This window comes from Streptomyces ferrugineus (assembly GCF_015160855.1).
GTDB classification, from domain to species: Bacteria; Actinomycetota; Actinomycetes; order Streptomycetales; family Streptomycetaceae; genus Streptomyces; species Streptomyces ferrugineus.
In genome coordinates, this window is the sequence record NZ_CP063373.1 from 5,581,541 (window position 1) to 5,594,963 (window position 13,423).

A 13,423-nucleotide genomic window follows, 5' to 3' on the forward strand; every position below is an offset into this window, starting at 1 on the left:
GCCGTTCTCTAGATCATTGTTACGGTGCACCGGTGTCTGATTCCTCACGCGATACCGCCGAGGGCGCCGGCTGGGGCGCCACCGAACTCGGCACGTACAAGCGGCTGATGCCGCCCAAGGTCGAGAAGATCTCGTGGCTCGACCCCCGGATGCTGTGGGCCGCGCGCAACGGCGTGCTGGCGTCCTGGTTCGGGGACCCCACGGGCCGTACCCGCAGCCGCTGGGTGGCGCAGCGCACGGCCGCCGGCGCACCCGCCGACAAGGTGATCCGGCGGGACGACCCCGACCGGTTCTCGTTCCTCGTCATCGGTGACACCGGCGAGGGCGACGATCCCCAATACGCCGTGGTGCCCGGGCTTCTGAAGGTGGGTCAGGACACCAGGTTCACGGTCCTCACCAGCGATGTGATCTACCCGGTCGGCAGTGCCGACGAATACGGCACCAAGTTCTTCCGGCCCTACCAGGATTATCAGGCGCCCATCTACGCGATACCGGGCAACCACGACTGGTACGAGGACCTCGGCGCGTTCATGCGCGTCTTCTGCGACGACGCCCCGCCCCTGGCCCCGGAGCCCGCGCCGCGCCCGTTCAGCCGGGCCCGGCTGCGGGAGCTGCTGTGGCACCGGCCGCGCAAGGGTGACGGCCAACGGCTGGACGAGGCCAGGAAGCTGCGGTCGGCCGCCGCCCAACAGGCCGCCCAGCCGGGGCCGTACTGGGCGATCGACGCCGGGCCGGTGCGGCTGATAGCCATCGACACCGGGCTGCTCGGCACGCTCGACGCCGAGCAGGGCGCGTGGCTGCGCGAGGTCTCCAAGGACCCGCGTCCGAAGATCCTCATCACGGGCTCGCCCCTGTACGTGGACGGCGAACACCACCCCTGCGAGATCGAGGGCGGCGGCACCGTCGACGACATCGTCCGCGACCCGGCCCACCGCTATGTCGCGGCGATAGGAGGCGACATCCACAACTACCAGCGCTATCCGGTCCAGGTGGACGGCCGCACGATCCAGTACGTCGTCTCGGGCGGCGGCGGCGCGTTCATGCACGCCACGCACACCATCCCCCGGGTCGACATCGCGAACGTCACCGAGAAGGAGTTCCGCTGCTATCCGCTGCGCGGCGACTCCCTGGCCTTCTACAGCACGCTCTACGGCCGCCGGCTGCGCCTGCGCCGCTTCTTCACGCTGACCGAGGCGCAGGCCACGGCCGTCATCGCCGAACGGCTGGAGATCCAACCGGGTCGCGCGGCGGCCCCGGACGCCCGCATCACATGGCGCACGCGGCTGGTCGCGGGCCTGCTGGGCACCGGACGCCGCCCCGACCGGGCCAAGCGGTTCCGCCTTCCCGTGCGCAAGATCTACACGTCGCTGTTCTCCCCGAGCTCGGCGACGTACAGCCCGCCGTTCTTCAAGCAGTTCCTCCGCCTCGACGTCACTCCGGAGACGGTCCGTCTGCGCTGCTACGCCGCGACGGGCAACCGCGCCCAGGAGCTGCGACCGCCGGTCGAGGACGAGGTGACGATCCCGCTGATCTGAGCGCGGCGATCCGGGCGTGAGCGTGGCTACCGGGCTCGGCCCGGCCGCGGGTCGGCGTCCGGGACGATGACCCGGTCGAGCAGGTGCAGCGGGGCGGCCCGCACCCCGGCCGCCTCGGTCGCGTCCCAGTGGGCGAGGGCCCGGGGCAGGTCGACCAGGCCGTGTGTCAGGGGGAGTTCGGTCCCTGGCCGGCCGAGAGCTCCGAGGTGGGCGTGGAGCAGTGACTCCAGCCGGCACGAGGCCAGGGTGCCCTTGATGCCGGGCCGCATGGCGAAGCCCGCGCTCGCCACGTCCGGCAGGTCGTCGCCGAGCCGGGTCCGAGTGAAGTCGAGGGCCAGCAGGCCGCCTCCGACGACCAGGACGTCCCGCTGCCGGATCGTCCGGTCCAGGGCGCTCGCGGTGTCGAAGCAGTGCGGGAAGGAGTCGTCGACCACGATCGTGCCGGGGCGCAGCCGATCGACGTCCAGGAGGTTCGTCGCGCCGCTGACGGCGGTGACGATCACGTCGGCCGCGTAGCAGGCTGCGGGCAGCATCGGTCCCGACTCGACGACCTGGATCCGCGTCGCCGGGTACTCGGACGCCAGCTCCGCCGCCAGCCGCTGAAGTCGCGCGGTGCTGCCGGGCAGGTCGCACAGCAGCAGCCCGGCCGGCGGGCGGGGAGCCGTCGCCAGCAGCAGTCGTAGCGACGAGGTGCCGATCGAGCCGCAGCCGACGACGGCGAGGGACAGCTCGTCGAGACGGCGGCCGGTCGCCGTGAGCGCGGCCTGGACGGTCTTCACGACGGCGACGGTCGTCGAGGCGTGTCCGGTGGTGATCGCCGCGTCGGTGGTGGTCTCCCGCAGGACGTCGTAGCCGTAGCCGGTGAGCGCCGGGATCATGCCCGCGAGCGAGACGCAGCCCGCGCCCAGTGCGGCGGCGTGCTCGACGGCGCGGGCGGTGCGGGCGGCCAGGTCGCCGGCCGGGGCCAGTTCGTCGGCGAAGAGCGGGAGGGCGACGAAGCCCGAGTCACCGAGCGCGGTCCCGGTCTCCTCCAGCAGACGGGCGCGGCCGTCCGGGAAGAGGAGGGAACGGATCTCCTCCCGGCCGAGCCCGGGGCTGTCGTGCGCAAGCCCCGCGAGAGCGGCGAGGTGCTGCGGCGCCGGCAGGTATCCGACGAGCGCGGCGTCGAGCCGCGGTCGCCGACGGCGGCCGGGGCCGCGCACGGCCTGGCCGAGCTGCCTGCGCATGTCCTCGGCGAACCCGGTCACCTCACCGGCGGTGAGGGCGGCCGCCGAGGCCCGCACCGTGACGCGCAGGCCCGCACCGTCCGCCAACGGCCGCACGGCCAGGAACACATCGGTGCCGAGCGGCGGCGGGGCGAGCGAGGTGTCGGACTCGTCGGGGTGCAGTGACAGGCTGCCGCCCGTCTCGGCGCCCAGGGAGGTGAAGTCGAGGAAGGTGAAGAAGAACTGGGCGTGGCTCGGCAGTCCCGCCGCCGTGCGCAGCTCGCTGGGCCCTTCGGCCCGGGCCAGCTCCGCCTCGGCCGCCAGCCGCCGCAGGTCGTCCGCAAAGGCGTCGCCCCGCAGTGCGGGGCGCAGTGCCACCGCCTCCGCGAACGGGCCGAACACCCGATGCGCGTCCGCCGTGGACTCCTCGCGTCCGGTGACGGCGAGTCCGAGCATCAGGTCGCGCTGCCCGGTGAGTTCGGCGAGGACGCGGTGGTACGCGGTGAGCAGCGGCGCGTACAGCGTGCGGTGGGCCGCTCGGGCGAGTCTGCGCAACCCGCCGGTCGTGGCCGGGTCCACGGTGAATCCGGCGGTGTGGAAGGCCGGTTGCGGGTCGGTGCCCTCGGTGGCCGGCCGGCGCAGCACGGGTGGCGTGTAGGGCGCGCGGAGACGGGCGCGGTACGACTCGGCCTCGGGTCCGTGCGGGCGTGGCCGTACGGCGGACCGGGTGACGTGATCGCGGAAGGTGCTGTCGAGCGGCGGCAGCCCGTGCGGCAGCCCTCGGTCGAGGTGGTCGTAGGCGGTGAGCAGTTCCCTGGTGAGGAGGGCGGCACTGTAGCCGTCGCCGATGAGGTGGTGGGCGTGGACGAGGAGGACGTGCTCGGCGGGAGTCACCGTGAACAGCCGCATCCGGAGCAACGGCCAGGCCCAGGGCTCCAGTCGGCGCCGCGCCTCCTCGGCGATGCGCCGCTCCAGCAGGCCGGGGTGTGCGAGGGTCTCCGTCTCGACGGGCAGGCGCAGCGAGTCGGGCAGCTCCTGCTGTACGGGCGGGCGGGCACCCGCGGGGAAGACGGTGCGCAGCATCGGATGCCGGGCCACCAGGACGTCCACGGCGCGCTGGAGGACGTCCGGGCGCAGTGGCCCGCTCAGCCGGAACCGGGCGAGCCAACCGGTGCCCGCCTCGGGGGCGATGGTCTCGGCGAGCAGGAAGCCCCGCTGGGAGGGCGTGAGGGGATAGGGATCCGCGGACCGCACGGTGGCGGGGGCCGGGTCCGGCGCGGAGGTCGGGTCCGGCGCGGGAGTCGGGTCCGGCGCGGGAGTCGCGGCGGCGCTGTCGAGGGCCGTCGCGAGGGCGCCGAGCGTGCGGTGGGTGTAGACGGTCGTGGGCCGTGGGACCACGGGAAGCTCCTCGCGCAGGCGGGCGAAGAGCTCCAGCACCAGGATGGAGTCGCCGCCGAGGTCGAAGAAGTCGTCCTCACGGGTGACGTGGGGTGCGTCGAGCAGGGCCGCCCAGAGGCGCGCCACCGTGTGCTCGGTGGGGGTGGCGGGCGGGGTTCCGGACTCGGGGGCGGCGGTGTCGGCCTCTGCCGAGGCGCCCTCGCCGGCCGTCGGCAGCCGGTTGCGGTCGATCTTGCCGGTGCCGGTCAGGGGCATCGACGCGAGCGTGTGGATGCGTCCGGGCAGCATGTACGGCGGCAGCGCGCGGGACAGGAAGGCGCGCACCTCGCGCGTGTCCGGCTCGGCCGCCGCGGTCCGGGGTTCGAGGTACGCCTCCAGGCGGCCGTCGACGAGCAGTACGGCGGCACGGGCGACGTCCGGGTGGGTGAGCAGCGCGGCCTCTACCTCGCCGAGTTCCACTCGGTGGCCGCGGACCTTGACCTGGTCGTCGAGACGGCCGAGGAACTCCAGTACACCGTCCGGGCTGTGCCGGACCCGGTCACCGCTGCGATACCAGCGGCGACCGTCGCGCTCGACGAAGGCCTCCGCGGTGAGCTGCGGCTCGTGGAGGTAGCCCGGGGTCAGCCCGGTTCCGGCGATGAGCAGTTCACCGGCCTCGCCGGGAGCGCAGGGGCGTCCGTCCTCGGTGACGACGGCCAGTTCGGTCCCGGCCACGGGACGGCCGATGGGCAACTGCCGTACGTCGTCGGCGGGCCGGGTGTCGATGATGTGGCAGGTGGCGTTGATGGTGGCCTCGGTGGGCCCGTACAGGTTGGCGATCCTGTGCCCCGCCGCGCCCCCGCATGTGTCGAGCAGGTCGAACCACCGGCGTACGTGCGCGGCGGGCAGCGCCTCCCCGCCTACGTGCACCCAGCGCAGTGCCGACAGGTCCGGGGGTGTCCCGTCCCGCCTTGCCCGGGTCTCGGCGGCGGTCAGCAGCCGCTCCCACAGCGTCGGCACCGAGCTCCACACCGTGATCCGGTCGTCGACGAGGCGGTCCAGGAGCGCCTCGGGGTCGCGCAGCAGGTCCCGGGTCAGGGTGTGGACGGTGGCGCCGGCCAGCAGCGGCGCCAGCAACTGGCGTACGGACGCGTCGAAGCAGACGGACGCGGTCTGCACGAGGTGGTCGCCGGGGCCGTAGCCGAAGGTGCTCAGGGACCAGTCGAGGTAGGTGAGCATGGAGCGGTGGGTGATGGGGACCGCCTTGGGGCGGCCCGTGGAACCCGAGGTGAAGATCACGTAGGCGATGGCGTCCGGGTCGGCGGGTGGCTGCCCGACGGGGCTCGGCGAGACCGGGGACCGGTCGTCGGCCATGACCGGGGTGATGCCGTCCAGCGCGGTGGCCGCTGTGCGCGTCGCCGTGTGGCAGACCACTGTGGTGACGCCCGTGCGGGCCACCTGGTCCCGCATCCGGGCCACGGGATGGGTCGGGTCCAGCGGCACCCACCCGGCGCCCGCCCGAAGGATGCCCACCACGCCCACGACGGTGTCCGGGCCGGGATCGGTGAGCAGGCCGACCAGATCGCCCGGGCCTACGCCGCTCGCCCGCAGCCGGGAGGCGAGGGCGGTGGAGGCGGCGTCGAGTCGGGCGTAGGTGAGGGTGGTGCGGCCGGTGTGCACCGCGACGGCCGACGGAGTCGCGCGGAACCGGGCGGACAGCCGGTCGGCCACCCCCTCGGCGCGGTCCGGGGCGGACTGCTCGGCCGCCGCTCGCAGTTCGAGCGCGTACTCCTTTGCGAGGCGCTCTACGGTCTCGCGGCGGAAGAGGTGCGCGGGGTGGTTCCAGGAGAAGTGCAGGGTGTCGTCCGACTCCCAGCACAGCAGTCCCAGCCTGGTCGCCGCGGAGGCGGTGGCCGCCGCGGTCGGGGTCACGGTGACCGGCCAGTCGCGGCCATGGCTCACGGGGAAACGGGCGAAGCTGAACCCGGCCGGGGCGACCGTACGGGGCGCGGGGCCGGTGGCGGGCAGCAGCGCGGCGATGTCGGGGCTGGTGAGCGTCGCGTGGGACTCGGCCTCGCGCCAGCTGCGCCGCAGCCGCCGGGCCAGCGCGGTCACGGGCTCGTCCGGGTCGACGGTGACGAACACCGGGAGGGTGTCGGCGAGCGGACCGACGAGCCGGTCGATCCCGGGCAGCGGCGCCTCCCGCCGGGCACGCGCCACGTTCACGGCGACGGCCGGCTGTCCGCCCCAACGGGCCAGGCAGCGGCCGTAGACGGCGAGCAGCAGATGGAAGAGGGAGACGTCGTGCCGGGCCGCCACCTCGCGCAGCGTGGCCGTGAGCGACGCGTCGAGGGTCGACTGGTGGTGGGTGAGCGGCGGCGCCGGGAGGGCTTGCGGATCGCCGTCGTACGGCAGTGCCGCAGGCGTGTGCCCGGCGATGCGCTCACGCCAGTACCGCTGGTCCCGGATGAAGGCCGGGGAGCGGCGATCGGCGTCGACGAGGGCCGCGTAGTCGGCGAACTCGGTGGACAAGGGCGGGAGTTCGCCGGGGCGGCCGTGGGCGAGGGAGGTGTAGAGCGACCAGAGTTCCTCGCACAGCACCTTCAGGCTGAAGCCGTCCGCCGCGCTGTGGTGGACGACGAGGAGGAGGTGTGCTTCGTCGCGGTCGCGGACGAGGAGGGCACGGACGGGGTCTTCGACGGTCAGGTCGAAGGGACGGTTGTACAGCCGTTGTTCGAGCTCGGGCAGTGGTGGCGCGGCGGCGTCCGGCTCGTGCACCTCGTACCAGCGGGGCGCGGTGTCGGTGGGCCCGGCGGGCGCGATGAACTGGCGCGGAGGTGTGCCGTCCGCGGTGATCCGCAGACGCAGCATGGGGTGGCGGGCGGCGAGTCGGGCGAGGGCGCGGCCGAGGAGTCCGGGGTCGAGGGGGCCGCGGATGGTCTGGCGTATGCAGCCGTAGGCGGTGACGCCTTCGTAGAGGGCTTCGGTGGTGAGGAAGGCGAGTTGGAGGGGGGTGAGAGGGCTCGGAGGGTTCTCCTGGGCGCGGCTCACGGGGGCGGGCGTCTCGCGGGCCTCCGGGCTCTGTGTGCCGAGGTGGGTGGCCAGTTCGGCGACCGTGCGGTACTCGAAGAGCAGTGTGGCGGGCAGCGGAAGCCCGAGTTCCGTCTCCAGGCGGCGTGCGAGGTCGACGGCGGTGAGCGAGTCCAGGCCCAGTCCCAGGAACTGCTCGTCGTCGGCGATGTCCTCGGGGGCCCGGTGCAGGGCCTCGGCCAGCAGGCGGCGTATCAGGTCGGCGGTGCGGGCGGCGTCGGGGCCGGTGGCGACGGGGTGTCCCGCCACACTCGCGGTGGAGTGCCCCGGCGCCGGTGCGGGCGTCTCCGGGGCCGTCACCAGCACGTGAGCGGCCCCGGTCGCGACCGCCGCCCGCAGCCCCGCGATCGCGGCCCCCGGGGTCATGGGGCTCAGGCCGCGCGCACGCGGCGGTGCCCCGGCGGCCAGTCCCGTGTCGGCGACGGGCCCGAACCCGATCGACTGCCAGGGGCGGCCCGCCGCGCGCTCGGCGGCGGCGAAGGCGTCCAGGAAGGCGTTGGCGGCCGCGTAGTCGCCGAGTGCGCCCGCCAGGCCGGGCAGGACCGAGGAGACGGAGGAGAAGGCGACGCGTACGGCCGGTTCCTGACCGTGCCGGCGCAGCGCCTCGGCGAGCAGTGCCGTGCCACGCACCTTCGCGGCGAGCGTCCGCTCGATCTCCGCGTCGGACTTGGAGCGGAGCGAGCCGGGCCGGACCGTGCCGGCGGCGTGGAAGACCCCGTCCAGCGGGGGCAGTTCGGCGAACAGCGCCTCGACGGCCGCCTCGTCGGACACGTCGGCCGCGTGGTACCGGGCCGCCCGTGCGCCCCGGGCACGGAGTCCGGCGAGCAGGTCCTCGGGCAGGGTCGCGGAACGTCCGGTCAGGATCAGCTCGCACGCACCCCGGCCCGCCAGATCCCGCGCGAGTGCCGAACCGAGCCCTCCGGCTCCCCCGGTGATCAGATAGGTGCCGTCCGGCGGCAGTTCCCCGGGCCCGGTGGGAGCGTCCGCCGCGTCGTCGGGCGCGCGGCCGAGCCTGCGCCCGGACCGCCACGCGACGGCACCCCCGGCGCCGGACTCGTGGGCCGAGTACAACTCCCGCTCCAGGGCGTCGACTCGGGCGGCGAGCGTGTCGCCGGAGGACAGGTCGACGCCGCGGGCCGCGAGCCCTGGGTGTTCCTGCGGGAGTGCCAGCGCCAAGCCGTGCGGGAGTGCCTGCGCGGGGCTCGTCCGTTGCGTCGGCGTGCCGGTGACGTAGGCGTCCTCGGTGACCACCAGCAGACGGGAGCAGTCGGCGGGGAGGTGGTCGAGGGCGTGGCGCAGTGCGGTGACGGTGGCCTTCGTGGCGGCGTCGAGGTCGTGCGGGGCCTCGGCCTCCGCCAGCCATACGACGGTGTCCGCCGGCGCCGGTGCCTGGTCGTGAACCGCGTCGTCCATGACGACCGTCACCCCACGACCGGTGAGCCGCTCGCCCAGCGCCCGGCCGAGCGCCCGGTCGCCGCCGAGCAGCCGTACCACGCCAGGACCTTCGGCAGGCGTGAGTGGCGCCGCCCGCCAATCGAGGCGCCGCACCACGGGCACCGCGTCGGCCCTGCGCGGCCAGTGGCGGCTGCGTCGGAAGGGGTACGTCGGCACCGGCACCCGCGGCCGCCCGGCAGCCGGGGTCGTCCGGTCCAGGGCCGTTCCGCGTGCCCACAGCCGACCGGCCGTCTCCAGCAGGGCCCGTGGTGTCGCACCTGTCGCCGAGGAGGGTCCCGTCGACAACACCTCCACGTCACCGGCGCCCTGCGGGCCGGCGACCGCCCGGACCGCCGCACCGAGGGTGTCCCCCGGGCCGAGCTCGACGAAAGTGTCGTAGCCCTCGTCCAGGAGGCGCTCCACCGCCGCCCCGAACCGCACCGGCTCGACCGCGTGCCGCTGCCAGTAGGCGGGGGTGAGACCGGGCCGCCACTCGCCGGTGACCGTGCTGAGCATCGGCACGGCCGACGGTTTCACCGTCAGTGTCCTGGCGGCGTCCCGCAGCGGATCGAGGGCCGGTTCCAGCAGCGGTGAGTGGAAGGCATGGGACACCCGGAGCCTCCGCGTGGCCACGCCGCGCCTCGTCAGCTCCGTGACGGCACGGTCCACGGCGTCCTCGGCGCCCGAAATCACCACCTGCGCGGGCCCGTTGACGGCGGCGATGCTCACCGACCCGGCGAACTCCGCGACGGTGTCCTCGTCCCCTCGCACCGCGGCCATGGCTCCGGGGAGGGCCAGCTCGCCCACCAGCCGCCCGCGCCGCGCGGCGAACCCGACCGCCTCGGCCAGGCTCAGCGAACCGGCGACACACGCCGCCGCGATCTCGCCCACACTGTGCCCGGCGACCGCGTCGGCGGACACGCCCCACTCCCCCAGCTGCCGGGCCAGCCCCACCCCGAACGCGACGAGCAGCGGCTGAGCCACCTCCGTCCGCGCCAACTCTCCGGGAGCCACACGGGGATCGAGGCACCACTCGGCGAGCGAGCGCCCGAGCACGGGCCCCGTCAGCGACGATGCCTCGTCCAGAACCGCACGGAACGCCGGAGCCGACCGGTACAGGGCTCTGCCCTGGCCGGGTGTCTGGGCGCCCTGGCCCGGCAGCAGGAACACCGTGCGGGGCCGGGTCCGCGCCACCGTGAAGTCCGCCGGGCGGGCGGCCTGGAGGCGGTCCGCGAGGTCGCCGTCGGCGACCACGGCGAGACGGTGACGGCCGTCGTCCCGGGCGGTGTTGACGGTGGCGCAGATGTCCGCCTCCCGCAGGGACGGGTGCCCGCGGACGTGCACGGCCAGGTCTGCGGTGGCCGCCCGGAGCGCGTCGGCGCTGTGGGCCGACAGCGTGAGCAGGTGCGGGCCGTCGGCGGGCGGCGTCGGGGAGGTCGTCCGTCCGGGTGGCTCCTCCAGGACGGCGTGGGCGTTGGTGCCGCCGAAGCCGAAGGCGTTGACGCCCGCGATCAGGGGCCCTGGGGCCTGCCATTCCCGCCGCTCGGTGACGAGTCGGAAGCCGGGGGCGACGCGTTCCAGGTAGGGCGCGGGCGGGGTGGTGTTCGGGGAGGGCGGGATCTGCCGGTGCCGGAGTGCCAGGATCGTCTTGACCAGGCTCGGCATGCCGGCGGCGTTGAGCAGGTGTCCGACGTTGGCCTTGACCGAGCCGAGCAGGCGCGGCCGTCCGTCCGCGCGGGGCGGGAAGGCGTGCCCGAGGGACTGGGCCTCGATGGGGTCGCCGACCGGGGTGCCGGTTCCGTGCGCCTCCACGTACGACACCGTGTCGGGGTCGATGCCGCACTCGCCGTATGCCTGGGTGATGACCTCGCGCTGGGTGCGCGGGTTCGGGGCGAGCAGGCTCAGCGACCGGCCGTCGTTGTTGACGGCGGTGCCCCGGACGAGGGCCAGCACCGGATCGCTGTCCCGCAGCGCGTCGTCGAGACGGGCCAGGACGAGGGCCGCTCCGCCCTCGCCGGGCACGATGCCGTCGGCGGCGGCGCCGAAGGGGCGGCTGCCGCCGGTCGGGGACAGTGCGCCGGCCCGGGCGAGCAGTCGGTGGCCGGTCGGGGTGAGGGCGAGTTGGACGCCGCCGACGACGGCTACGTCGCACTCGCCGCTCTGGAGGCTGCGCCGCGCCAGATGGAGGGCGACGAGCGCCGAGGAGCAGGCGGTGTCGACCGCGAGGGCGGGGCCGTCGAGGTCCAGTGTGTGGGAGAGGCGGGCGGCGATCAGGTTGGGCAGGTTGCCGGTGAGGGCGCCGGGATGGGCGGCCAGGTCGCCGCCGCCGGTCGAGGCGAGGATCTCGCGGTATCCGCTGTCGCCGACGGCGGCGAACACACCGACCCTGCGGCCGCTGCGACGCGCTCCCGCGTATCCGGCGCGCTCCAGGGCTTCGTGGGCCAGTTCCAGGAAGATCCGCGCCTGTGGGTCGGTGGCGCGGGCCTCCTCGTCGTCCATGCCGAAGCAGTCGGCGTCGAAGTGCGCGGGGTCGGGGAGGAAGGAGCCGAAGAGGTCGGGGGCGTCGTCCCATCGGTCCTCCGGTACGGCCGTCAGCGTGTCGCGGCCGGAGAGGAGCAACTCCCAGAACGCCTCGGGAGTTTGGGCGCCGGGGAAGCGGCAGGCCATGCCGAGGACGGCCACTGGCCCGTTCCCCGAGGGCTCGCCGGACGCCTTGGAGACCCGCCCCGCCACGGTCGCTCCGCCACCCTCCCCGGTCAGGGACAGCACATGCCGGGCCAGCGCAGCCACGGTGTCATGGTCGCGCAGTGCCCGGGGCTCCACCGTGACGGAGAAGGCGTCCTCGATACCGGCGATGACCGTCATCGCCTTCAGTGAGGAGCCTCCGAGGGCGAAGAAGCGGTCGTCCCGGTCGATGGCCGCCGGGGCGAGGTCCAGTGCCTGTGCCCAGATCCCCCGGATCGCCTCCTCGACGTCATGCCGTGAATGCGGCGCGTCCCTGCGCGGTCGGTCCTGCGCCCGCACCGCCGCCGCCAACCGCTCCTCGACGGCCGCGTAGGCACCCGCCTCGAACCGGTCCCGCATCAGCGCTCGCCGCAGCTTGCCGCTGGTCGTCCGGGGAAACGCCCCCGGTGGCAGGGGCAGCACCCGTACGTCGTCGTGGCCCAGTGCCTCGCGGACCCGGGCCGCCGCAGCGTCCAGCACCGGAAGTGCCGTGGCCAGGGCGGGTCTTGCCCATTGAACGAACACCACCACCCGGTCGCCCCCGGTGTCCGGATCGGGGGACCCGATCGCCGCCACCGTCCCCTCGGGCAGCCCCGGAGTGGCCGCGGCGGTCTCCTCCAGGTCGGGTGCGTGGAAGGTGCGGCCGCCGACGAACACGACGTCCTTGTGCCGGCCGGTGACGCACAGCCGGCCCTCGCTCAGGAAGCCCAGATCGCCCGTGCGCAGCCAGCCCTCGGAGAACGCGGACGCGCTCGCCTCGGGACTGCGGTGATAGCCGCGTGCGAGCTGCGGACCGCGCACCTCGACATGACCGACGCGCCGGTCGCCGAGAGCTTTGCCGGAGTCGTCGGTGACCCGGATCTCGCAGTCCGGGACGGGGCGGCCCACGTCCATGAACTCGACGGTGTCCGGGCCGGGTGCCGCGGGGACGGCCCTGCCTCGGCTCAGCGCCCCGCGCTCCAGGCGCAGGGGCGCGGCGACCTCCCCGAGCGGGGGCACCGTCACGGCGAGAGTGGACTCGGCCAGTCCGTACACGGGAAGCATGGCCGTGGAGTTCAGCCCGGCCGGCTCCGCCTTGGCGGTGAACTCCCGCCACACGCGCGGTGCGATGGGCTCGGCGCCCACGAGCATCAGGCGTACACCACTCAGGTCCAGTCGGTCCCAGGTGCCGGCCGGCACGCGCCGCACCGCGAGGGCGAGCGCGAAGTTCGCCGCCGACAGCAGGGTCGCCCGGTGCCGTGCCACCGACTCCAGCCACAGCGCCGGGCGCTTGGCGAAGGTGAGGGGTTCGAGCCGTATCTGCTTCAGACCGGCCGCCATGGGGACCAGATGGGTGCCGATCAGACCCATGTCGTGGAAGTACGGCATCCAGGTGGCCACGACGTCGTCGGGTGTGACGGCGGTGGCGGCGCGGATCTGGCGGAGGTTGGCGAGGACGGCCTGGTGGGTGAGTTCCACGCCCTTGGGGTCGCCGGTGCTGCCGGAGGAGAACTGGAGGAACGCCAGGTCCCGCGGGCTCCGGTGGGGCAGCGCGCGCAACGGGCGGGCCTCGCGCAGCGCGCCCAGCCGCAGGGCCCGCACCGGTTCCGGGAGTTCGGCGAACAGGTCCTCGCCGGCGTCGTCGACCAGGACGGCGGGCCGGCCGAGGAACTCCCACACCGGTGCGACCCGGCGCGGCTCCGGTGCGAGCGGGACGGGCACGAGCCCAGCGGCCAGCGCTCCCCAGAACATCGGCTGGAAGTTAGCGCCGAGGGTGGCGAGGAGCGGGACGGGGGTACCGGGCCGGAGTCCCGCCGCGCGCAGGCCGCCCGCCACGCGCAGTGCGTCGTCGCGGAGCTCGGCGAAGGTCACGGTGTGCTCGTCGCCGTCGCCTCGGACATGGACGACGACCTGGCCGGGGTGCTGCTCGGCGGCGCGCAGCAGTACGTCGAGGAGGGTGACAGCGGCAGGGGGCCCGGGAGTCGGCATGTGCTTCCTTCCTCGTCGCACGCGGCGAGGGGCACGCGGGCGCGCCCCGCCGGCGTCGGGTACCCGGCGGGAGCGTTGTCGATCATTCAC

The 13,423-nt window shown here is 74.6% G+C and carries 2 protein-coding genes; one reads left to right on the forward strand and one right to left on the reverse strand.

Annotated features, from left to right (window positions below):
* Window positions 1–32: 32 nt before the first annotated feature.
* Window positions 33–1,535 (forward strand): metallophosphoesterase family protein, encoded by a 1,503-nt coding sequence (locus IM697_RS25235; RefSeq protein ID WP_194038385.1) that lies wholly within the window; start codon window positions 33–35, stop codon window positions 1,533–1,535.
* Between the two features lie 26 nt (window positions 1,536–1,561).
* Here IM697_RS25235 and IM697_RS25240 read toward each other — a convergent pair whose 3' ends face one another.
* Window positions 1,562–13,333 carry a non-ribosomal peptide synthetase/type I polyketide synthase gene (locus tag IM697_RS25240; protein ID WP_194038386.1) on the reverse strand — a complete coding sequence of 3,924 codons (11,772 nt, stop codon included), beginning with the start codon at window positions 13,331–13,333 and terminating at the stop codon, window positions 1,562–1,564.
* Between the last annotated feature and the right edge of the window lie 90 nt (window positions 13,334–13,423).